16 protein-coding genes are annotated in these 21,998 nt (G+C 65.0%); 8 read left to right on the top strand and 8 right to left on the bottom strand.

Annotated elements, in window-relative coordinates; genetic code table 11:
- Positions 1 to 145 precede the first annotated feature (145 nt).
- Positions 146 to 4,027, bottom strand: coding sequence for a phosphoribosylformylglycinamidine synthase (gene purL, locus Q5Z11_RS04025; protein WP_303748831.1), 3,882 nt, complete (start codon positions 4,025 to 4,027; stop codon positions 146 to 148).
- Between the two features lie 301 nt (positions 4,028 to 4,328).
- Between purL and Q5Z11_RS20690 the strand changes: the two genes are divergently transcribed.
- Positions 4,329 to 6,476: a glycosyl hydrolase family 18 protein gene (locus tag Q5Z11_RS20690; protein WP_345783904.1), complete on the top strand. Its 2,148-nt coding sequence runs from the start codon at positions 4,329 to 4,331 to the stop codon at positions 6,474 to 6,476.
- Between the two features lie 80 nt (positions 6,477 to 6,556).
- Here Q5Z11_RS20690 and Q5Z11_RS04010 read toward each other — a convergent pair whose 3' ends face one another.
- Positions 6,557 to 7,336: a DsbC family protein gene (locus tag Q5Z11_RS04010; RefSeq protein ID WP_303748830.1), complete on the bottom strand. Its 780-nt coding sequence runs from the start codon at positions 7,334 to 7,336 to the stop codon at positions 6,557 to 6,559.
- A 375-nt stretch (positions 7,337 to 7,711) separates the two neighbouring features.
- Entirely contained in the window at positions 7,712 to 8,689 is a 978-nt protein-coding gene (gene xerD / locus Q5Z11_RS04005; protein ID WP_303748829.1) for a site-specific tyrosine recombinase XerD, read from the bottom strand.
- 71 nt (positions 8,690 to 8,760) lie between these two features.
- Here xerD and Q5Z11_RS04000 point away from each other — a divergent pair, with 71 nt between their 5' ends.
- A complete protein-coding gene (locus Q5Z11_RS04000; RefSeq protein WP_303748828.1) occupies positions 8,761 to 9,222 on the top strand; it encodes an RDD family protein in 462 nt (153 codons plus the stop codon).
- A gap of 122 nt (positions 9,223 to 9,344) precedes the next feature.
- On the opposite strand, the gene lptG is transcribed toward Q5Z11_RS04000, so the two are convergent.
- Positions 9,345 to 10,451 (bottom strand): LPS export ABC transporter permease LptG, encoded by a 1,107-nt coding sequence (gene lptG, locus Q5Z11_RS03995; RefSeq protein WP_303748827.1) that lies wholly within the window; start codon positions 10,449 to 10,451, stop codon positions 9,345 to 9,347.
- Complete coding sequence (gene lptF / locus Q5Z11_RS03990; protein ID WP_303748826.1) at positions 10,448 to 11,533, bottom strand: LPS export ABC transporter permease LptF; 1,086 nt, start codon at positions 11,531 to 11,533, stop codon at positions 10,448 to 10,450. Before lptF ends, lptG begins: the two co-directional genes overlap by 4 nt.
- A gap of 105 nt (positions 11,534 to 11,638) precedes the next feature.
- On the opposite strand from lptF, the gene Q5Z11_RS03985 reads away from it, so the two are divergent.
- The 4 genes from Q5Z11_RS03985 to Q5Z11_RS03970 all read left to right on the top strand — a co-directional run bounded on the left by Q5Z11_RS03985 (position 11,639) and on the right by Q5Z11_RS03970 (position 17,818).
- Complete coding sequence (locus tag Q5Z11_RS03985; protein ID WP_303748825.1) at positions 11,639 to 13,111, top strand: leucyl aminopeptidase; 1,473 nt, start codon at positions 11,639 to 11,641, stop codon at positions 13,109 to 13,111.
- A 129-nt stretch (positions 13,112 to 13,240) separates the two neighbouring features.
- The gene (locus Q5Z11_RS03980; protein WP_303749964.1) at positions 13,241 to 13,666 is read left to right on the top strand and encodes a DNA polymerase III subunit chi; all 426 of its coding nucleotides are present in this window, start codon (positions 13,241 to 13,243) and stop codon (positions 13,664 to 13,666) included.
- A gap of 98 nt (positions 13,667 to 13,764) precedes the next feature.
- The gene (locus Q5Z11_RS03975) at positions 13,765 to 16,590 is read left to right on the top strand and encodes a valine--tRNA ligase (protein WP_303748824.1); all 2,826 of its coding nucleotides are present in this window, start codon (positions 13,765 to 13,767) and stop codon (positions 16,588 to 16,590) included.
- A gap of 403 nt (positions 16,591 to 16,993) precedes the next feature.
- Positions 16,994 to 17,818 carry an EamA family transporter gene (locus Q5Z11_RS03970; protein WP_303748823.1) on the top strand — a complete coding sequence of 275 codons (825 nt, stop codon included), beginning with the start codon at positions 16,994 to 16,996 and terminating at the stop codon, positions 17,816 to 17,818.
- 12 nt (positions 17,819 to 17,830) lie between these two features.
- Here the strand turns inward: Q5Z11_RS03970 and rimI are convergent, their stop codons facing one another.
- From rimI to pssA, 3 genes are read right to left on the bottom strand one after another with little or no spacing between them, the layout of a single operon-like run.
- Positions 17,831 to 18,316 (bottom strand): ribosomal protein S18-alanine N-acetyltransferase, encoded by a 486-nt coding sequence (gene rimI, locus Q5Z11_RS03965; RefSeq protein ID WP_303748822.1) that lies wholly within the window; start codon positions 18,314 to 18,316, stop codon positions 17,831 to 17,833.
- Positions 18,313 to 18,738, bottom strand: a complete 426-nt coding sequence (locus Q5Z11_RS03960; protein ID WP_303749963.1) for a dihydrolipoyllysine-residue succinyltransferase component of 2-oxoglutarate dehydrogenase complex — start codon at positions 18,736 to 18,738, stop codon at positions 18,313 to 18,315. The genes rimI and Q5Z11_RS03960 overlap by 4 nt, the downstream gene beginning before the upstream one ends.
- 56 nt (positions 18,739 to 18,794) lie before the next feature.
- A complete protein-coding gene (gene pssA, locus Q5Z11_RS03955) occupies positions 18,795 to 19,574 on the bottom strand; it encodes a CDP-diacylglycerol--serine O-phosphatidyltransferase (protein WP_303749962.1) in 780 nt (259 codons plus the stop codon).
- 82 nt (positions 19,575 to 19,656) lie between these two features.
- On the opposite strand from pssA, the gene Q5Z11_RS03950 reads away from it, so the two are divergent.
- Together Q5Z11_RS03950 and Q5Z11_RS03945 are read left to right on the top strand one after the other, a co-directional pair.
- Positions 19,657 to 20,046, top strand: coding sequence for a DUF4124 domain-containing protein (locus Q5Z11_RS03950; RefSeq protein ID WP_303748821.1), 390 nt, complete (start codon positions 19,657 to 19,659; stop codon positions 20,044 to 20,046).
- Between the two features lie 148 nt (positions 20,047 to 20,194).
- Positions 20,195 to 21,889, top strand: coding sequence for a proline--tRNA ligase (locus Q5Z11_RS03945; RefSeq protein ID WP_303748820.1), 1,695 nt, complete (start codon positions 20,195 to 20,197; stop codon positions 21,887 to 21,889).
- The last annotated feature ends 109 nt before the right edge of the window (positions 21,890 to 21,998 follow it).

The following is a 21,998-nucleotide window of genomic DNA, read 5'->3' as shown; positions in this document are numbered from 1 at the left end:
AACAACTCTGTCTGCTTGCCTTCGGGCACAGCTGTCCAACTTGGCAAAAACCGCTATTCCAGAACGGAAAAAGCCCGCAAGCGTTGGCCTGCGGGCTTCTTCGTTTTCATATGTGCTGAAACTATCTTTCGGCGCTTCCGCCTGTTCAGCCGCACCATACTCTTGCGTTGCGGAACATCCGCAGCCACGGCGAATCTTCGCCCCAGCTGCTCGGTGCCCAGCTCAGGTTGACCGTGCGCGGGGTGCGTTCCGGGTGCGGCATCAGGATGGTGACGCGACCATCACTGGTGGTCAGGCCGGTGATGCCGTCGGGCGAGCCGTTCGGGTTCAACGGGTACTGCGTGGCCACACGGCCATCACCGTCGACGTAACGCAGCGAGATGCTGGCTGCTGCCTGGTCCACCGCACTGTCGAACTCGGCACGGCCTTCGCCATGTGCGACTGCAACCGGCAGGCGCGAACCGGCCATGCCGCGCAGCAGGATCGACGGCGACTCGACGACTTCCAACAATGCGGTGCGTGCCTCGAACTGCTCGCCGGCATTGCGCAGGAACTTCGGCCAATGCTCGGCACCGGGGATGATGTCCTTGAGCTGGCTCATCATCTGGCAACCGTTGCACACGCCCAGCGCGAAGGTATCCGGGCGGGCGAAGAAGGCCGCGAAGGCCTCACGCAACGCCGGACGTTCGAGGATGGAGGTTGCCCAACCGCGGCCTGCACCCAGCACGTCGCCGTAGCTGAAACCACCGCAGGCAGCGATGCCGCGGAAGTCGCCCAGCTGCACGCGGCCTTCGATCAGGTCGCTCATGTGCACGTCATAGGCGTCGAAACCAACGCGCTCGAAGATATTGGCCATTTCGATCTGGCCGTTGACGCCCTGCTCGCGCAGGATCGCAACCTTCGGCCGTGCGCCGCTGGCAATGAACGGTGCGGCGACGTCGTCGGACGGATCGAACGCCAACTTCGGCTTCAGACCCGGCGCGTTGAAGTTACGTGCAATCGCACGCTCCTGGTCCGCCGCATCCGGGTTGTCACGCAGCTTCTGCATGGCGTGGGTGACCGACCACCAGGCATCGAACAATTCTTCCCAGCGCCATTCCACCACGCTGTCGCCGGCCAGCTGCACGCGCACCACCGGTGCGGTGGTCGGGCGGGCAATGCGCTGCGCGCATTCGGTCAGTGCATGGCGTTCGACCAGGTCGGCAAACGCAGCGCGGTCTTCCTTGGCAATCTGCACCACGGCGCCCAGTTCTTCGTTGAACAGGCTGCGGAACGGATCATCGCCCCAGGCATCGAGCACGATGTCCAGGCCCATGCGCGAGGCGAACGCCATCTCGCACAGTGCGGCGAACGCGCCGCCGTCGCTGCGGTCGTGGTAGGCCAGCAACAGCCCGGACTCACGTGCATCGCAGATCAATTCAAAGAACGCGCGCAGGCGCTGCGGGTCGTCCAGATCCGGCACGTCACCGGCGAATGCCGGCAATGCACTGTGATCGGCCTGGGTCTGCGCCAGGATCGAACCGCCCAGACGCTGCTTGCCAGCGCCCAGGCCAATCAACCACAACTCGCTTTCGGTTTCGCGGTCGAGCAGCGGGGTCAGCTGCTGGCGGGCATCGCTGACCGGCGCGAACGCGGTGATCACCAGCGATACCGGCGACACCGACTTCTCGGCCTGGCCATCGGCCTGCCACTGCGCCTGCATCGACAGCGAGTCCTTGCCCACCGGGATGCTGATATCCAGCTGCGGGCACAGCTCCATGCCGACGGCCTTGACCGCGTCGTACAGCAGCGCGTCTTCGCCGTTGTGGCCGCAGGCAGCCATCCAGTTCGCCGACAGCTTGACCGTATCCAGCGCGGTCACCGGTGCGGCGCACAGGTTGGTGATGGCTTCACCCACCGCCATGCGTGCCGATGCAGCGGCGTTCAACAGTGCCAGCGGCGTGCGTTCGCCCAGCGACATCGCTTCACCGGCATAGGTATCAAACCCAGCCAGGGTGATCGCAACGTCGGCCATCGGCAGCTGCCACGGGCCGATCATCTGCTCGCGCGCGGTCAGGCCACCCACGCTGCGGTCACCGATGGTGACCAGGAAGCTCTTCGAGGCGACGGTCGGGTGTGCGAGCACACGCAGGCCGGCGTCGTGCAGATCGATGCCGGCGGTCTTCAGCGACGGCCAGCGCGGTGCCGGCGGATGCACGGTGTCGCGGTGCATCTTCGGCGCCTTGCCGAACAGCACGTCCATCGGCAGGTCGATAGGTGCATCGGCCGGGGTATTGCCCGGGGTCGCGCCATAGGCAACGACCAGGTGTTCCTCCGCAGTTGCCACGCCGACGGCCGCGAACGGGCAACGCTCGCGTGCACAGATGGCGGCGAACTCGGCCAAACGCTCCTGCGCCACGCCAAGGACATAACGTTCCTGCGACTCGTTGCACCACAGTTCCAGCGGCGACAGCGAGGGATCGTCCGTGGGCACCTTGCCCAGGTCGATCACGCCACCGACATTGGAGTCGTGCAGCAGTTCCGGAATGGCGTTGGACAGGCCACCGGCGCCGACGTCATGGAAGAACTTGATCGGGTTGTTGGTGCCCATGGCCACGCAACGGTCGATCACTTCCTGGCAGCGGCGTTCCATTTCCGGGTTGTCGCGCTGCACGCTGGCAAAATCGAGGTCTTCGGCGCTTTCGCCCGAGGCCACCGACGAGGCCGCACCGCCGCCCAGACCAATCAACATGGCCGGGCCGCCGAGCACGATCACCGCGTCGCCGGCCTGCAGCTGCAGCTTCTCAACCTGCACGCGATCAATCGCACCCAGGCCGCCAGCCAACATGATCGGCTTATCGTAGGCACGGGTGATACCGTCTTCCGGCAGCTCGAAGCTGCGGAAATAACCGAGCAGGTTCGGGCGGCCAAATTCGTTGTTGAACGCGGCGCCGCCGAGTGGGCCGTCGAGCATGATGTCCAGGGCCGGTGCCATGCGCGGATTCAGCGCGCGCGGCGCTTCCCACGGCTGCGGCAGGGTCGGGATGCGCAGGTGCGAGACCGAGAAACCGGTCAGGCCAGCCTTGGGCTTGCCGCCACGGCCGGTCGCGCCTTCGTCGCGGATCTCGCCACCGGCGCCGGTCGCGGCACCCGGGAACGGCGCGATCGCGGTTGGGTGGTTATGCGTTTCCACCTTGATCTGGAAGGCGCTGGGCACCACCGCTTCGCTGCGGTACTTGCCGGTGGCCGGGTCCGGGCGGTAACGCGCGGCCGGTTCGCCTTCGATCACCGCGGCATTGTCGCTGTACGCGCTGAGCGTGTGCTGCGGGGTCTGCTGGTGAGTGTTCTTGATCATCTTGAACAGCGAGCGGTCCTGCTCGTTGCCATCGATGGTCCAGCTGGCATTGAAGATCTTGTGCCGGCAATGCTCGGAATTGGCCTGCGCGAACATCATCAGTTCGACGTCGGACGGATCACGGCCGAGTTCGCTGTAACGCTGGCGCAGGTAGTCGATCTCGTCATCGGCCAAGGCCAGGCCGAGGCGCTTGTTGGCGCCTTCCAGGTCGTCCAGGGCAATGCGCTCCAGGCTGCCGCGGCCGACGTTGTTGAACAACGCCTGGGCCTGGCCGATGTCTTCCAGCAAGGACTGGGTCATCGGATCGTGCAGCAGCTTGGCCAGCGCGGCCTGCTGGGCCGGATCAGTCGGCCAGTCGCTCAGGTCGATGCGGGTACCGCGCTCGACGCGCTGGATCGGCAGGCCGGCACCGCGCACCAGCTCGGTGGCCTTGCTCGACCACGGCGACAGCGTGCCCAGGCGCGGCACCACATAGCGCGAGATCGCGCCTTCGACGCGCTCAGCGGCCTGTGGCTGGCCCTGCAGGATGCGGCCCAACGTGGTCTGGTCGACCGCGCCGGCATCGGCAGCTTGGGTGAAATAGACGTGCCAGGCACCGGTGATGCGCAGATCGGCGGCAATGGACTGCAGGCGGGATTCAAGACGTTCGCGGCGGAACGGCGAAAGGGCAGCTGCGCCCTCGAGGACGATCATGTCCGGGAGACCATGGTGGGAAGCGGCCCGCGATTGTACCGGACTCGGCCGCCCCAAGCCTCGGCCCCTGGGCTACCGGAAGTCTTCAGGGATGACGCGGTTCACACCGACAGCTCCGTGAGACGGGTAAACCGCGCCAGCGTTTTGGGCGACGTTATCCTCGATCAGCCAGCTGAAGACGCCGGTGCGGCGGCCCATCACGGGCCCCACAAACACTTCCCCGACGGTCCAGGACCGGGCGCAAGCGCGCCCGTCATGCCGAAGGCATGCCCAGACACTCCCCACCCACAAGGAGAACCCCATGAAGGACCATTCCGCAGGCCGTTACCGGCCCCCGTTCACGCTACGCCGAGGACGGTTGCGCTGGGCCTTGGCGCTGCTGGTGGTGCCCGCCTGTGCCATCCCTGCAGCCCAGGCCGCTGACTGCACCGGCGTCAAACCATGGCTGGGAACCACCATTTACCAGCCCGGCCATACCCTGCAGAAGGATGGCGTGCTCTACCGGGTCCGGCAAACCATCTGGAATGCCCCGCCGGACCATCCCGCCGGCCTCCGCTACTACGACAACCTCGGCCGCTGCGACGGCGGCGCGCCGGTAGCCAACCAACCGCCGCAGGTCCGTATCACCTCGCCCGCTGCTGGCAGCACGTTCAAAGTCGACAGCAGCATCAGCTTGAGCGCAGACGCCTCCGACAACGACGGCAGCGTCCGCAAGGTCGAGTTTTTTCGTAACGGCCAGCTGCTCGGCAGCGTTAGCGGCGCCCCCTACCGCCTGACCTGGCATAGCGCCGCAGCCGGCAACCACCTGCTAACCGCCATCGCCACCGATGACCGCAATGCCAGCACCACCTCGGCCCCGGTCAGCATTACCGTCAGCGCGACGGACAAGGACACCACCGCACCGTCGATCCCGAGCGGGCTCAGCGCGCAGGCACGCACCCCGACCAGCATCACGCTGCATTGGAATGCCGCCAACGACAACCCCGGTGGCAGCGGCATCGCTGGCTATGCGCTGTACCGCGACGGGCAGCAGATCGCCTCGCTCGCCGACACAAGCCACAGCGACGCCGCGCTACGGCCGGCGACCAGCTACCACTACGCGGTACGTGCCCGCGACAAGGCAGGCAATACCTCGGCGCTCAGCCCCGCGATCAGCATCAGCACGCTGGCCGATGACAGCGGCGGGGATCCAGCCAATCCCGGCACTTCAGGCGGACCGGGCAGCCCGAGCGACAGCGGCAAGCGGGTGATCGGCTACTTCACGCAGTGGGGCATCTATGATCGCAACTACCGGGTAAAGAACATCGACATCAGTGGCTCGGCAGCGCGCCTGACCCACATCAATTACGCCTTCGGCAACGTCCGCAACAACCGCTGCGAAGTGGGCGTCACCCAGGCCGCCAATTCGTCCACCGGTGCCGGCGGCGATGCCTATGCCGATTACACCCGCAGTTTCGGCGCTGGCGAAAGCGTCAGCGGTGTCGCCGACCAGTGGAACCAACCGCTGCGCGGTAACTGGAACCAGCTCAAGCAGCTCAAAGCCAAGCACCCGCAGTTGAAGACGCTGATTTCGCTGGGCGGCTGGACCTGGTCACGCGGTTTCTCCAGTGCAGCGCGCCCGGAGAACCGCCAGGCCTTCGTCGCCTCCTGCATTGATGCCTATATCAAGGGCAACCTGCCGTTCACCGACAATGCCGGCGGCCCGCGTGTTGCTGCAGGCGTGTTCGATGGCATCGACATCGATTGGGAATACCCGGCCGCCTGCGGTCTGAGCTGCGGCACCCCGGCCGACCGTGACAACTTCACCGCCCTGCTGGCTGAGTTCCGCCGCCAATTGGACGCCGTGCGTCCTGGCCTGCTGCTGACCGTGGCGGTCGGCGCCGGCATCGACAAGATCCGCCCAACCGATCCGGCCGCGTATCACCGCCACCTGGATTTCATCAACGTGATGACCTACGACTTCCATGGCGCCTGGGCCGGCACCACCAACCACCACACCGCCCTGTTCCATTCCCCGGCCGACCCGTCCAGCGGTGATGCCGCGTTGTACAACAGCAACGACGCCATCGAGGCCTACCTGCAGCGCGGCGTGCCTGCCGCCAAATTGAACCTCGGCGTCGGTTTCTACGGCCGCGGCTGGACTGGCGTGGGCCGCACCAACAACGGTCTCTATCAAAGCGGACGGCCGGCAAGCGGCAGGTTCGAAGCCGGCATCGAGGACTGGAAGGTACTGAAGAACCTCGGCTGGCCGGTCTACACCGACCCGGTCGCGCAGGCCACCTGGCTGTACGACGGCAACACCTTCTGGAGCGTGGACACGCCGGAAATGCTTGGCCGCAAGATGGCCTACGTCAAAGCCCAGGGCTTGGGCGGCGCGTTCTTCTGGGAATTCAGCGGTGACGACGCCCAGGGCACGCTGGTCAACAGTGTCAGCAACGGACTGCGGTAAGACTGCCGCCACCAGAACGACAACGCCCCTCGCGTTACCGGGAGGGGCGTTGCCTGTTCAAGCTTGGGAGCGTGCTGCGATCAGCGGCTGCCGCCGCCTTCCATGCGGTCCAGGGTGGCCTTGAGCTGGGCCGGCGGCAGGTAGCCACCCAACTGGGTGCCATCAGCGGCAAAGATTGCCGGGGTACCGTTGATGCCCAGCTGCTGGCCGAGGTTGTACTGCATGGCCACCGGATTGGTGCAGTTCCTGGACTGCACCGGTTGGCCGGACTTGGCAGCGGTCAGCGCGGCCTTGCGGTCGCTGGCGCACCAGACCGAAATCATGTCGGTGGCGTCCTTGCTGGCCAGACCCATGCGCGGGAACGCCAGGTATTCCACGGCAATACCATTCCGGTTCAGCTCGGCGATGTCCTGATGCAGCTTGCGGCAGTAACCGCACTCGATATCCGTGAACACGCTGATGGTGTGCTTGGCATTCGGCGGCGCAAACACGATGCGGTCGGCATGCGGCAGCGTCTGCAGCAGGTTGCGGCGATAAGCCAGCAAGCCGGCGCTGGTGGCCTGGGCCTTCTTCTCGATGTCGTAGGGCGTGCCCTGCAGCAGGTAGCGGCCGTCATCGGTCACGTACAGCACCTGCCCGGACACCAGTACCTCACGGAACCCTGCAAACGGCGCCGCGCCGATGTATTCCGGCTTCAGGTTGGGATCCAGCTCCTTGAGGGCATCGCGCACCTGCTTCTCGACTGCGGCATCAGCCGGGGAGGCAGCGGCACTGGCAGCGGCTTTGGGAGCTGCGGGCTGTTGCGCGCAGGCAGTAAGGCTGAGCGCGCCGAATAGCGCGGCAATGGCAAATCGGAACATGACGACCCATCGAAAGAGAACAGCCGGATTCTCGCACACCGCCCGAATCGGCGTGGGAACGGCCCCGGCTTGTAGGAGCGGCGTAAGCCGCGAAGCGCCCCATCCCTGAGCACAGGCATCAACGGCAACCTGACACCCCCTCTGCTTCGCGGCTAACGCCGCTCCTACGGGCTTCGCTGGGAAAGCCCATGCCGAGCATGGCTCGGCACTACGCCTTTGCCCCCTGACGCAGGGGTACGCCTTTGCCCCCTCCCTTGCACCAAAAAGCGCAGGGCCATGCCTCTGCCCCCTCCCTTGCGCCGAAGGCGTAGGGGGAGGGTTGGGGAGGAGTTGGCTCTTCGCTGCCCGCTTCCGCGCGAGCATCACCCCGCCGCTTCACCCCCGCGGGTGATGCTTGCGGTGCAGTTTCTGCACGTGTTCGCGGGCGACCAGGGTATAGATCTGGGTAGTGGACAGGGAGCTGTGGCCGAGCAGCATCTGCAGCGCGCGCAGGTCCGCGCCGTGGTTGAGCAGATGGGTGGCGAAGCTGTGCCGCAGTCCGTGCGGGCTGATCTTGCCCGGGTCGATACCGGCCACCGCCGCGCTGGCTTTCACCAAGGCCCAGAACTGCTGCCGGCTCAGCGGTGTACGGTCCACATCGACGAACAGCGGCACCTGCCCCGCCACCGTAGGCGCAACGGCCTTGCCGCCCGTAAGCAGCGGCCGCGAGCTCGCCAGATAGCGCTCCAGCCAGTACTGCGACTCTTCGCCCAGCGGTACCAAGCGCTCCTTGCTGCCCTTGCCGGTCACCCGCAGCACGCCCTGGCGCAGGTTGACCGCATTGGCTGGCAGGTTGACCAGCTCACTGACACGCAGGCCGGCCGCGTACATCAGCTCCAACATCGCGCGATCACGCAGGCCGACCGGGCTGTCCACATCTGGTGCCGCCAGCAACGCCTCGATCTGGCTTTCGGCCAAGGCTTTGGGCAGCGAACGCGGCAGCTTTGGCGATTCCAGCAGCGACGCTGGATCTTCACTGCGCTCGCCACGCTTCAGCGCTTGAGCGAAGAAGGCGCGCAGCACCGACAGCAGGCGCGCATTGCTGCGTGCAGTCCAACCGTGACGCGTGCGCCAGGCCAGGTAATCGAACAAACCGGCACGATCAATCCCGGCCAAGCCGTTGCTGGCGCCGTCGCGCCAGCGCGACAAGCCCTCCAGATCACGCCGATAGCTCTCCAGCGAAGCCCGCGCCAAGCCGTTCTCGGCCCAGATGGCATCCAGAAAACGCTGGATCACACGGTCATCGGCATCACGCAACGGCGGCAGTTGCTGTACCAGTTGGCGGCGTTCGGCGGGAGTCAGGGACGCGGACATCGGCGCAAGGATAAGCCCTGCACGAGTGCCTGCCCATGCACGCACGCAGCCACAAATCGTATGCTCGGCCCATGAGCACACCCGCCCTTGCAGAAACGCCCCGCCCTTCCGCGCTGTTGCTGCGCCGCCTGGCCGCGCTGTTCTACGACCTGTGGCCGGTGCTGGCACTGTGGATGCTGGTCTCGGCACTGTTCACCGTCGGCTACACCCTGGCCGGCCACGCCAGCCGCGACAACATCCACCCCTTCAGCGCCCTGCAATGGCTGCTATGGCTGGGCTGCTGGCTGATTGCCGGCCTCTACGCCACCGAGAGCTGGAAGCGCGGCGGACAAACCCTGGGCATGCGCCCGTGGCGACTGCGCCTGCAGACCATGGACGGAAACGTGCCGAGCCGGTCACAGCTGTGGAAGCGCTACGCACTGGCCACGCTATCGCTGCTGCTGGCAGGCATCGGCTTCATCTGGGCGCTGTTCGACCGCGATCGCCTGACCCTGCACGACCGCCTCAGCGGCACAAAACTGACAAAACTGTAGTGCCGAGCCATGCTCGGCAGAGGCTCTACCGCTAAACCCACCTGTAGTGCCGAGCCATGCTCGGCAGAAGCTCTACCAGGGAAGCCTGTGCCGAGCATGGCTCGGCACTACCCCGCCGTCGGTCAGCCTACCCGTCGTCGTGACAGCCAGGCCGATATGCCCAGCATCATGATCGGTGGCAAGGCATAGGCAATGCGGTAGTCAAACTTCAACGCGCCGGCCATGCGGCCGAAGAACATCTGCAGCAGCAGGAAGCCCAGCGCGAACAGCATGCCCAGGAACAGGCGCTTGCCCATGCCGCCGCTGCGCAACGAACCGAACGCGAACGGCACCGCAGCCAGACACAGCGCCAGCACGTTCAATGGATAGAACCAGCGGCTCCAATACGTGTCTTCGTACTCGCGCGCGTCCAGGCCATTGCGCTTGCGATAATCAATGCTGGTCTTGAGCTCGGCGGCGTTGAGGTTGCGCGGCTTGGCCAGGCCCGAGGCCAAGGCAGCCGCGTCCAACTTGGAAGCCCATTTCTCGCTGGCCAGTTCCTGGCGGGCGACGGAACGTTCGCCGAAGGTATCTCGACGCACCTCTTCCAACACCCAACCCTGCGTATCGTGGCGCGCATTCTTGGCATAGGTCAGGGTCAGCAGACGCCCGTCCTCGCCCAGCTGATACAGGCGCACATCGTGCAGCAGCAGGGTCGATTGACCGTCAGCACTTACCTGCTCCTCACCGGTCTGTGCATTGAGGAAAGTATCGCCTTCACGCGCCCACAGGCCCGAATAGCGCGCGGTGGCGATGTCGGTGTTGTAGCGGGCACTGGTCTTCAGCGCATCGGCGCGGCCCTGCGCCCACGGCGACAGGGTTTCGCCATTGACCACCATCAACACGGTCAACAAGGACAGCGAGATCGCCACCGACACCGCGATCCTGCGCCGCGACAAGCCGATCGCACGCAAGGCGGTCAGTTCCGAAGTTGCGGCCAACTGGCCCAGGCCCATCAACGCACCGATGACAGCGGCCATCGGGAACACGGTGTAAGCCCGACGCGGCAAGGTATACGCCACCCACGCCAAGGCGTGACCGAAACTGTAGTGGCCTTGGCCGATTTTCCCGGCCTCGCCGGACAAGGCCATGATGGCGTCCAGGCCCAGCAACACCATCCACACCACCAGCACCGTGAACAGCACGGTACGGCCTACATAGACGTCATGGATCCGCGGCAGGAACCTCATGCCTTTGCCCCCACACGGCGGCGACTCAAGCGCCCATCACGGAAGTACAGCCACACCGCCAGCAACAGCAGGGGCAAGGTCAGCCACCACATGCCGGCATCCACCGGCAGTTTGCCTGCCGCCAGCCATTGGCGGCCAAGAATGCTCAGGCTCACGCCCAGCGTGTAGGCGAGGAAGGCCAGCATGATGCGGCCGTAGCGCTGCTGGCGCGGTGCGCTGCGGGCAAGCGGCAGGGTCAACAGGGCAAACGCCAGTGCCAGCAGCGGCGGGGTGATACGCCAATGCAGCTGGGCCTTGGCCTCGGGCCGGGCATCGCCCAGCAACTGCGTGGTGGGCATCATTTCCGGGTCATTCTGATCGCGCACTTCGTCGCGGTCCGGCAACGCCACTTCGTTGCGGGCATAGCGCATCAGCCGGTAATCCAGGGTGCCGCTTTCCGGGCCTTCGACCCGGTAACCGTCTTCCAGGCGCAGGTAGCGCTGGCGCTCGCCTTCAAAGAACATCGCGCCGCTATTGGCGGAGACCACGTCGATACGACCTTCTTTCTGCCGCTGCATGAACACCTTGCCCATCTTGGTGCCGTCGCCAGCCAACGACGACAGATAGACCACGCCACCACCGGCCAGCGGGGTGAACTGGCCCGGCTCCAGGCCGGCCACCACCATGCTGCGGCTGGCGTCCTGCAGCATCCGCTCGGCGCTGCGGTCGGCCCAGGGGCCCAGCCACAGCGAGCAGGCCGCGACCAGCGCCACGATCGGCACGGTCAGCAGCAGGATCGGCTTGAGCAGGCGCTTGGGGCCGACGCCAACGCCGGTCAGCACTGCCATTTCCGAGTCGCGGTAAAGGCGCGCGATCGACAGTGCCAAGCCCAGCATCAGCGCCAAGGGCAGGATGATGGGCAGGTAAACGATGAATTGCAGACCCAGCTGGGACAACATCAGCCCGGCGGGGATGCGTCCATCGGCGATGCGGCCGAGGATATCGACCAGCACACCGCCCATGCTGACTACCAGAAGTACGGTCAAAGTGGCCAGAAAGCTCTGGAGGAAGTCACTCAGAAGGTAGCGGTCAAGCTTCGCCATAGGGTCGGTGGTTTAAACTCTCGGTTTAGTCCGCAGAACGCCCGGCCTCGATGGCCCCGCGTATACAGCCTGCGATTGTACGGATTTGGCAACGGAATCTGATCAATGTCTCTGGAATTCACCCTGAACCACGCCGCCCCCACCTCCGCCGAGGTGGATTGCGTCATTGTTGGCGCCTTCTCTGACAAGTCGCTGACCCCGGCCGCAAAGGCCGTGGATACGGCCTCTGGCGGTCGTCTGACTGCTCTGATCGAGCGCGGCGACGTCGGCGGCAAGACCGGCAGCACCACCCTGCTGCACGACCTGGCTGGCGTCAGCGCCGCCCGCGTGCTGGTGGTCGGCCTCGGCGACCCGGCCAAGTTCGGCGTGGTGCAGTACCTGAAGGCCGCCGGCGACGCCGCCCGCGCCCTGAAGGCCGGCAACACCCGCAGCGCGCTGTTCACCCTGAACGAACTGGAAGTCGGCGGCCGCGACGCCGCCTGGAACGTCCGTCAGGCGGTGATCACCGCCAACCACGCCAGCTACCGCTACACCGCCACCCTGGGCAAGAAGAAGCCGGAGGCCCCGGGTCTGGAGTCGCTGGCCATCGCCAGCACTGACGAGACCGCGCTGCTGCAGGGCCAGGCCATCGCCGCCGGCGTGGAATATGCCCGCGAGCTGGGCAACCTGCCGCCGAACTACTGCACCCCGGCCTACCTGGCTGAATCCTCGGTCAAGTTCGCCGCCGAGCACGAAGGTGCCGAAGCCGAGATCCTCGACGACGCACAGATGGAAGCACTGGGCATGGGCTCGCTGCTGGCAGTGGCCCGTGGTTCGGCCAACCGCCCGAAGCTGGTCGTGCTGAAGTGGAGCAACGGCGGCGACGCCAAGCCCTACGTGCTGGTCGGCAAGGGCATCACCTTCGACACCGGCGGCGTCAACCTGAAGACCCAGGGCGGCATCGAGGAAATGAAGTACGACATGTGCGGTGGCGCCAACGTCATCGGCACCTTCGTCGCCACGGTCAAGGCCAAGCTGCCGTTGAACCTGGTGGTGGTCGTGCCGGCGGTGGAAAACGCCATCGACGGCAATGCCTACCGTCCGTCCGACGTGATCACCTCGATGTCCGGCAAGACCATCGAAGTGGGCAACACCGACGCCGAAGGCCGCCTGATCCTGTGCGACGCGCTGACCTATGCGCAGCGCTTCGAGCCGGCCGCATTGATCGACGTTGCAACGCTGACCGGCGCCTGCATGGTGGCCCTGGGCCACCAGACCGCCGGCCTGATGAGCAAGCACGACGACCTGGCCAACGAACTGACCGCCGCTGGCGAAAACGTATTCGACCGCGCCTGGCGCCTGCCGTTGTGGGACGAGTACCAGGGCATGCTGGATTCCAGCTTCGCCGACGTCTACAACATCGGCGGCCGCTGGGCCGGTGCCATCACCGCTGGCTGCTTCCTGTCGCGCTTCACCGAAGGCCAGCGCTGGGCGCACCTGGACATCGCCGGCGTGGCCAGCGATGAAGGCAAGCGCGGCATGGCCACCGGTCGCCCGGTCGGCCTGCTGACCCAGTGGCTGCTGGACCGCGTTGCCTAAATAACTCCGGGGTCGGAAGCGGGGTTAAAACCGGGGTCAGAGTCGGGTTTTGCCCGGCAAAACCCGACTCTGACCCCGGTTTTGACCTTGGCTTTCCCGCTTCCACTCCCCTTCCAAATTCCAAGTGACCTGATGCGTGCCGACTTCTACCTGATCGCCAAGCCGCGCTTTCTCACCGAGCCACTGAAGCTGGTGTGCGAGCTCGCGCGCAAGGCCAACGATGGCGGCCTGTACACCTTGGTACTGGCCCGCGACGAAGCCCAGGCCGAGGAGCTGGACGAGCTGCTGTGGTCGTTCGACCCGGACGCCTACATCCCGCACCAGATCATCGGTGAGGACGTGGACGAGGAAGAGGCCATCGTGCTGATCGCCACACCGGGCGCCGACGCACCGGAACGCCCGCTGGTGATCAACCTGCGCGACGAACCCTACCTGGGTGCCTGTGATCGCGTGCTGGAAGTGGTACCCGCCGACCCGGCCGCGCGTGAACCACTGCGTGAGCGTTGGCGCCAGTACAAGGCCGCCGACTACACGCTCAACAAGTACGACATGTAAGGCGAAACCGGGGTCAGAGTCGGGTTTTGCCCGGCAAAACCCGACTCTGACCCCGGTTTCGCCCTTGTTTCTAGATCCTAATTACTGGTTCCTGCCCCATGACCCAACTCGCCTCCAGCTACGATCCCAAATCCTTTGAAACCGCGCTCTATGAGTCGTGGGAGAAGGCCGGCCTGTTCAAGCCGTCCGGCAAGGGCGAGCCCTACACCATCCTGCTGCCGCCGCCGAACGTGACCGGCACCCTGCACATGGGCCATGCCTTCCAGCAGACCCTGATGGATGCGCTGATCCGTTACCACCGCATGCGTGGCTACGACACGCTGTGGCAGGTGGGTACCGACCATGCCGGCATCGCCACCGAAATGGTGGTCAGCCGCAACCTGGCACTGGAAGGCAAGGGTGAAACCCGCGACTCGCTGGGCCGCGATGGCTTCATCGACAAGGTGTGGGAGTGGAAGGCGCATTCGGGCAACGTGATCGAAGGCCAGATGCGCCGCCTCGGCACTTCGGCCGACTGGTCGCGCAGCACCTTCACCATGGACCCGGGCCCGAGCGAGGCGGTGATCGAGTCCTTCCTGCGTTGGCACGAGCAGGGCCTGATCTACCGTGGCCAGCGCCTGGTCAACTGGGACCCGGTGCTGAAGACCGCCATTTCCGACCTGGAAGTGGAGAGCGTGGAAGAAGAGGGTTTCATGTGGTCGATCGCCTACGCGCTCAACGACGGTGCCAGCTATGAGCACGTCGAAGTGGACGCCGACGGCAACGAGACCCTGCGCGAAACCCGCAATTACCTGGTCGTGGCCACCACCCGTCCGGAGACCCTGCTGGGCGACACAGCGGTGATGGTGCATCCGGAGGACAACCGCTACGCGCACCTGATCGGCAAAACCGTCACCCTGCCGCTGACCGGCCGCAGCGTGCCGGTGATCGGCGACGACTACGTCGACAAGGCCTTCGGCACCGGCGTGGTCAAGGTCACCCCGGCGCACGACTTCAACGATTACCAGGTCGGCGTGCGTCACAGCCTGCCGATGATCAACCTGTTCACCACCACCGCCACGCTCAACGAAAACGCCCCGCAGCAGTACCAAGGGCTGGACCGTTATGCAGCGCGCAAGGTGATCCTGGCCGAGCTGGAAGACCTGGGCATCTTGGTCGAGACCAAGGCGCACAAGCTGCAGGTGCCGCGTGGCGACCGTACCGGCCAGGTGATCGAGCCCTATCTGACCGATCAGTGGTTCGTGAAGATGGACGGGCTGGCCAAGCGCGGTCTCGAACTCGTCGAGAACGGCTCCATCAAGTTCGTGCCGGGCAACTGGATCAATACCTATCGCCATTGGATGGAGAACATCCAGGATTGGTGCATCAGCCGCCAGCTGTGGTGGGGCCACCGCATCCCGGCGTGGTTCGACGAAGCGGGCAACTGCTATGTCGGCCGCAACGAAGCCGAGGCCCGCGCCAAGGCCGGGCTGGGCGACGAGGTGGTGCTGACTCAGGACAGCGACGTGCTGGAGACCTGGTTCTCCTCGCAGCTGTGGCCGTTCTCGACCCTGGGCTGGCCGAACGAAGCGGCGATGGCCGAGCGCGGCTTTGAGCGCTACCTGCCGTCGAACGTGCTGATCACCGGCTTCGACATCATCTTCTTCTGGGTGGCGCGCATGATCATGGCCACCGACAGCTTCACCGGCCAGATCCCGTTCAAGGACGTCTACATCACTGGCCTGATCCGCGACGGTCAGGGCCAGAAGATGTCCAAGTCCAAGGGCAATGTGCTGGATCCGCTGGACATCATCGACGGCATCAGCATCGACGACCTGGTTGCCAAGCGCACCCACGGCCTGATGCAGCCGAAGATGGCCGAGAAGATCGAGAAGGCCACGCGCAAGGAATTCCCGGACGGCATCATCGCCCACGGTGCCGACGCGCTGCGCTTCACCATCGCCGCGCTGGCCACCCATGGCCGCGACATCAAGTTCGACATGAGCCGCGCCGAGGGCTACAAGAACTTCTGCAACAAGCTGTGGAACGCCAGCCGCTTCACCCTGATGAACACCGAGGGTGCGAGCTTCACCGGCGTACCGCAGCCGCGCACCGATGCCGAACGCTGGATCCTAGCGCGTCTGGCCAAGGTTTCGGCCGAAGCCAAGCAGCATTACGCCGACTACCGTTTCGACCTGTTGTCGCAGGCGCTGTACGAGTTCGTCTGGAACGAGTTCTGCGATTGGTTCCTGGAACTGACCAAGCCGGCCCTCAATGGCGACAACGCCGAAGATGCGGCCAGCACGCGTCATACGCTGCTGTACGTGCTGGAAGCGGTGCTGCGCCTGCTGCACCCGCTGATCCCGTTCGTCACCGAGCAGCTGTGGCAGCAGGTGGCGCCGCGTCTTGGCATCAACGCCGAGTCGTTGTCGTTGCAGGCCTATCCGACTGCGGAAGAGTTTGCCGGCGATTACGCGCAGGCCGAAGTCGACGTGGAATGGTTCAAGACCATGGTCAGCGCCCTGCGCCGCGTGCGCAGCGAGTTGAACGTGCCGCCGTCCAAGCAGGTGCGTCTGCTGCTGCAAGGCGGGCAGGAGGCCGACCGCGCTCGTGTTGAACGCTTCGCCTCGCAGCTGCGCTTCCTGCTCAAGCTGGAGAGCATCGACTGGTTGGCTGCTGATGCAGTGACGCCGCCCGCTGCGGCCGCCATTGTTGGCGAGCTGAAGCTGCTGGTGCCGCTGGAAGGTCTGGTTGATCTGGATGCCGAGCGTGCGCGTCTGGACAAGGAGATTGCCCGCGTTTCTTCGGAGAAAGAGAAGAGCGAGGTCAAGCTGTCCAAGTTCACCGACAAGGTGCCGGCGGCGGTGGTCGAGCAGGAGCGTGTGCGTCTGGTCGATTGGAACAGCCAGTTGGCTGGCCTGCAGGAACAGCGCGCGAAGCTTTGAGTCTTGCTGATTGCTGTTGTGGAAAACGCCGCCCTTGGGCGGCGTTTTCTTTTGTGCGTTGACGATCGAAGGGCAAGGAGCGAAGAGCCCCCTCATCCGCCCTGCCGGGCACCTTCTCCCGCGTGCGGGAGAAGGGAATGCAATGCGCCATGCAGTTCTGCGGCATCCCTGTGCAATCTGCTTCATGTGCTTGAGCTTGATCGCACGCCCAGTTAACGGCGCCGCAAGAATCGCTGCAGTCCCTTCTCCCGCGAGCGGGAGAAGGTGCCCGACAGGGCGGATGAGGGGGCTTTTGGCTTTTGGCTTTTGGCTTTTGGCTTTTGGCCTCGGACTTCACCTCCCCGCAGCACCAGCACCCCCAAATCCCAGCTACCCTTTCGAAGCACCCCAACAACAGAATCCAATGTCCCTCGGCATCTTCAGCGCCGTCCTGTTCGCCGCCCTGCTGCACGCCAGCTGGAATGCCATCGTCAAACTCGGCGGCGACAAGCTGCTGACCACGATCCTGGTCACCGGCTGGGCCGCGATCCTGTCCGCCATCGCCCTGCCCTGGCTGCCAGCCCCCGCCGCAGCCAGCCTGCCCTGGCTCGCCGCATCAGCCATCCTGCAAACCGGCTACTACGTGCTGGTCGCCCGCGCCTATCACAGCACCGACATGAGCCTGTCCTACCCGCTGATGCGTGGCTGTGCGCCCTTGCTGGTCGCCATCGCCGGCACCTGGCTGTTCAACGAGCACCTGTCTACCAGCGCCTGGAGCGGTATCGCGCTGATCAGCGGCGGCATCCTGTGCATGGCCGGCAGCAGCAATGCACGCAAGATCCGCCTGCCGCTGTGCATCGCGTTGGTCATCGCCACCTATACGCTGGTCGACGCACAAGGCGCGCGCCTGTCCGGCAACGCATTGAGCTACACGCTATGGCTGTTCCTGTTGTCCGGACTGCCGCTGCCGGTATGGGCCTTGTTCGCCCGCCGCCAACAATTAAGCAGTTATCTGCGCGGCAACTGGCAGCGCGGACTGGTCGGCGGTATCGGCACCACCGCATCGTATGCAATCGCACTGTGGGCGATGACCATCGCGCCGGTTGCGGTGATCGCTGCACTGCGCGAGACCTCGATCCTGTTCGCCCTGCTGATTTCGGCGCTGCTGCTGAAAGAACACATAAGCCGCAAACGCCTGCTCGCGGCTGCGCTGATCATTGCAGGCGTAGTGCTGCTACGGCTGGCATAGCACAAGCAAAATTCAGAGCGGCGGCATCACGCTGATGTCGTCATCCACCAGCTCCATCGCCATCACCAATGCATCCTCGCGCCCGTTGGCAGTCGGGTAATAGCGCGGGCGGCGACCGATCTCGTTGAAGCCTTCACTGTGGTACAGCGCGATGGCCGAGGTATTGGATGGCCGCACTTCCAGGAACACACGCAGCGCGCCGCGTTGCCGCGCTACGCGTACCAACTCGCGCAGCAGGCGCCGGCCATGGCCGCGCGACTGGCACAGCGGGTCCACACAGACATTGAGCACATGCGCTTCATCGGCGGCGAGGCTGAGTACGGCGTAGCCGACGATGCCATCGTCTTCCACCAATACCCGGCTCGGATAGTCCGCACGCAGGCAATCCTGGAAGATGCCGCGCGTCCATGGGAACGGATAGCCGCGCAGTTCCACTTCCATCACCGCATCCAGGTCCCCTTCGTGCATGGGACGCAGGACCGTGCCCGGCTTGGTCATTGCCGCGACTTCCGCCGCAATGCTCGTAGCTGCGGCCACAAGGCGCGCTTGGCGGCGGGATTGGCACGCAGTTCAGCCAAAGGCCAGCTGTCCATCATCGCCCGCGTCTGCGGGTCGTTGGGATTGCAGCCGGATGCGCGCAACAAGGCGATCTGCAGGCGGTCAGGCATGCGCAATCCACCGCTACGCCTTGCGCTGCCGGTCGCGCCCGCGGTGAATACCGGTGCGGGCGCGGTACTCGGTGCCTGCGGTGCCTTTGCCGCGGATTCGCGCGGCGCTACAGGCGCAGCCTGCTTGGACACCGCCGCTTGCTGCGGCGGGGCCTGCTCCATCTCCGCCGGAGCGCTCTCGAAGGCTGGCGGCGCGGCGACGGCTGGCGGCGCATCCAGGGCGCCACCTTCCAGATAAACGGTGTAGCCCATCGCCTGCAGCCAAGCCTGCTGCTCGGGGGTCCACACCGGCGCGGGCGAGAAACCGATCACTGCACCTTGCCGGCCGGCTGCCGCCAGCGCTGCAACAGCCACATCACCGGGCCGGACAGCGCATAGATCACGCCGACCACCAGCAAGGTCCGTGCCGGATCCAGCACCACGATCGAAATGATGATGGGTACCAAGGCCAGCACCACGAACGGCACGCGCTCCGAGCGCGGTCCCTTTTCATTGCTGCCCTTGAAACTCCAAAAGCGGATCCGGCTGACCATCAGCAAGCCAGCCACGATGGTCACGCCCAGGGCCACATAGCGCAGCTCCTCGCCAGTCCAGCCCAGGTCGCCATCGGCGAAGGCCCAGACGAAGGACATCATCAAACCGGCCGCCGCCGGGCTGGCCAGGCCGACAAACCAGCGCTTGTCGACCGTGCCGACCTGGGTATTGAAGCGGGCTAGGCGCAGTGCGGCGCAGGCCGCATACAGGAAGGCCGCCGACCAGCCGACCCGACCCAGCACGTCGCCATCGAACTTCAATGAGGACAGCGCCCAGTGGTACATGACCAGCGCCGGCGCCATGCCGAAGCTGACCAGGTCAGCCAGGGAATCGTATTGCACGCCGAATTCGCTGCTGGTGCCGGTCAGGCGCGCAACCCGGCCGTCCAGCCCGTCCATGACCGCCGCCACGAACACGGCGACGCTGGCGTTGACGAACTGCCCGTTGGAGGCGGCGATGATCGCGTAGAACCCGGCAAACAGCCCGGCGGTGGTAAACAGGTTCGGGAGCAGGTAGATGCTGCGCGAACGCGGTGGTGGTCTCAATTCGTCCATACCGGGGAGTTTAATCGACTTGCCAGCCACGTCACCGGGTGCTGCAATCGCTTCCTGCCCCGTTCCGGTGTCTGGAGTTGCCATGCTCACCCTGCCCCGCCTCTGCTGCCTGCTCCTGCTCACCGCCGCTGCCAGCGCCTCTGCCGGCAATCTGTACAAGTGGAAAGACGCCAATGGCGTGACCCAGTACTCGGAGCGGCCGCCAGCCGGCAAGCAGTACGAGACCCGCCGCATCACCGACAGCGGCGCCTCCGTGGCCGAAACCGTCGCACCGGCGGAGGCTGCCGAATCGCCGCAATGTGTTGCCGCGCGCCGCAACCTTGAGCTGCTGAACGGCAGCGGCCCGGTCATGCAGGACAACGACGGCGACGGTAAACCGGACGCAGCCCTGGATGACACCCAGCGCACCGCGCAGAAGCGCCTGGCTGAAGCGGCGGCTGCTGCGTATTGCAAGGCTGAGTCGAAGAATTGAGCAAACCCGGGGTCAGAGGCAAAACCGGGGTCAGAGTCGGGTTTTGCTCTGCAAAACCCGACTCTGACCCCGGTTTTGCGTGTGGCAATGCGAGCAAGCCGCAACGCTGGCAAAATAGCGGATCGTCCGTTTTGCGAAGCCCCCTGCCATGCGTCTTTCCCGCTTCCACCTGCATACCACCAAGGAAACCCCCGCCGACGCCGAGCTGGTCAGCCACCGGCTGATGCTGCGCGCGGGCATGATCCGCAAGCTGGCATCGGGCCTGTACACCTGGTCGCCGCTGGGCCTGCGGGTTCTGCGCAAGGTGGAAGCCATCGTCCGCGAGGAAATGAACCGCGCCGGTGCGGTGGAACTGCAGCTGCCGACCATCCAGCCCAAGGAACTGTGGGAAGAAACCGGTCGCTGGGAGAAGTTCGGCGGCCAGCTGCTGAAAATCAAGGACCGCAAGGAGCAGGAATACTGCTACAGCCCCACCGCCGAAGAAGCCATTACCGACTTCGCGCGCCAGGAGCTGTCCAGCTACAAGCAGTTGCCGGTCAATTTCTACCAGGTGCAGACCAAGTTCCGTGACGAAATCCGCCCGCGTTTCGGCGTGATGCGCTCGCGCGAGTTCCTGATGAAGGATGCCTATTCCTTCCATCTGGATGACGCCAGCCTGGTCGCCGAATACGAAAACATGAAGGCCGCCTACACCCGTATCTTCACCCGTCTGGGCCTGGAGTTCCGTGCTGTGCAGGCTGATTCCGGCGCGATTGGCGGTGACGCCTCGCAGGAGTTCCACGTGATCGCCGATTCCGGCGAAGACGCACTGGTGTTCTCCACCGGCTCGGATTACGCCGCCAATGTGGAGGCCGCCATTGCCGCCGATCCGGCAGCGCGCGGCGCCGCCAGCGAAGAACTGCGCAAGATCGACACCCCCACCCAGAAGACCTGCGAAGAAGTCGCCGCGCTGATGGGTATTGCCTTGCTCCGCACGGTAAAGTCGATTGCGGTAATGACCACCGAAAATGAATTCGTGCTGGCACTGGTCCGTGGCGACCATGACGTCAACGAAATCAAACTGGCCAAGGTGGCTGGCCTGGCTGATTACCGCATGGCCAGCGAGGCCGAGATTGCCGATTATCTTGGCAGCGAGCCGGGTTTCCTCGGCCCCTTGAATCCGCGCAAGGCGATCCGCGTGGTGGCGGACCGCGAAGTCGCGGCAATGGCTGATTTTGTGGTCGGCGCCAATGAGAAAGGTCTGCATATTGCCGGCGTCAACTGGGGCCGCGACCTGGCCGAGCCCGACGTTGCCGATATCCGCAACGTCAAGGCCGGCGACCGTGCCTGCGACGGCGGTGAATTGAAGATTACCCGTGGCATCGAAGTGGGCCATGTGTTCCAGCTGGGCCGCCAATATGCGCAGGCACTGAAGGCCACCGTGCTCGACCAGAACGGCAAGGCTGCGGTAATGGCGATGGGTTGCTATGGCATTGGCGTGTCTCGCATTGTCGCTGCCGCCATCGAGCAGAACCACGACGACGCCGGCATTATCTGGCCGGTCAGCATGGCGCCGTGGCAAGCGGTGGTGTGCATGATCAACCCGAAGCAGGATCCGACGGTAACTGCAGCCGCCGAAGCACTGCTGGCCGAACTGCAGGCCGCTGGCGTGGATGCCGCATTGGATGACCGCGGCCTGCGCCCGGGCCAGATGTTCGCCGACATGGAACTGATCGGCATCCCGCACCGCATCGTGGTGTCGGAGCGTGGGCTTGCCGCTGGCACGGTTGAATACCGCGCACGCAATGCCGCCGAAGCAGAGAACCTGGACCAGGCCACGGTGATCAGCAAGATCGTCGGCTAAGGCTTTGTGCTTATAACGCCGGGACAATGTCCCGGCGTTTTCATTTCCGGATAACATAAAAAACGCTATTTATTTGTCATTCCCGTTACCAGCCCGGTATGCTTTGCTG

Origin of the sequence: Stenotrophomonas sp. 610A2, assembly GCF_030549615.1 — a bacterium.
GTDB lineage: Bacteria > Pseudomonadota > Gammaproteobacteria > Xanthomonadales > Xanthomonadaceae > Stenotrophomonas > Stenotrophomonas pigmentata.
The sequence above is the reverse complement of the archived record's forward strand: the minus strand, read 5'-3'. Positions and strand labels throughout refer to the sequence as shown.

Excerpts from the sequence above, each read along its gene's own strand:
- Q5Z11_RS04000 (WP_303748828.1), top strand. The coding sequence starts at position 8,761 with ATGAGCACACCCGCCCTTGCAGAAACGCCCCGCCCTTCCGCGCTGTTG.
- pssA (WP_303749962.1), bottom strand. The coding sequence starts at position 19,574 with ATGGACGAATTGAGACCACCACCGCGTTCGCGCAGCATCTACCTGCTC.
- purL (WP_303748831.1), bottom strand. The coding sequence starts at position 4,027 with ATGATCGTCCTCGAGGGCGCAGCTGCCCTTTCGCCGTTCCGCCGCGAA.
- Q5Z11_RS03945 (WP_303748820.1), top strand. The coding sequence starts at position 20,195 with ATGCGTCTTTCCCGCTTCCACCTGCATACCACCAAGGAAACCCCCGCC.
- Q5Z11_RS03985 (WP_303748825.1), top strand. The coding sequence starts at position 11,639 with ATGTCTCTGGAATTCACCCTGAACCACGCCGCCCCCACCTCCGCCGAG.
- Q5Z11_RS03970 (WP_303748823.1), top strand. The coding sequence starts at position 16,994 with ATGTCCCTCGGCATCTTCAGCGCCGTCCTGTTCGCCGCCCTGCTGCAC.
- Q5Z11_RS03960 (WP_303749963.1), bottom strand. The coding sequence starts at position 18,738 with ATGGGCTACACCGTTTATCTGGAAGGTGGCGCCCTGGATGCGCCGCCA.
- Q5Z11_RS20690 (WP_345783904.1), top strand. The coding sequence starts at position 4,329 with ATGAAGGACCATTCCGCAGGCCGTTACCGGCCCCCGTTCACGCTACGC.
- lptF (WP_303748826.1), bottom strand. The coding sequence starts at position 11,533 with ATGGCGAAGCTTGACCGCTACCTTCTGAGTGACTTCCTCCAGAGCTTT.
- Q5Z11_RS03975 (WP_303748824.1), top strand. The coding sequence starts at position 13,765 with ATGACCCAACTCGCCTCCAGCTACGATCCCAAATCCTTTGAAACCGCG.
- Q5Z11_RS03950 (WP_303748821.1), top strand. The coding sequence starts at position 19,657 with ATGCTCACCCTGCCCCGCCTCTGCTGCCTGCTCCTGCTCACCGCCGCT.
- rimI (WP_303748822.1), bottom strand. The coding sequence starts at position 18,316 with ATGACCAAGCCGGGCACGGTCCTGCGTCCCATGCACGAAGGGGACCTG.
- lptG (WP_303748827.1), bottom strand. The coding sequence starts at position 10,451 with ATGAGGTTCCTGCCGCGGATCCATGACGTCTATGTAGGCCGTACCGTG.
- xerD (WP_303748829.1), bottom strand. The coding sequence starts at position 8,689 with ATGTCCGCGTCCCTGACTCCCGCCGAACGCCGCCAACTGGTACAGCAA.
- Q5Z11_RS04010 (WP_303748830.1), bottom strand. The coding sequence starts at position 7,336 with ATGTTCCGATTTGCCATTGCCGCGCTATTCGGCGCGCTCAGCCTTACT.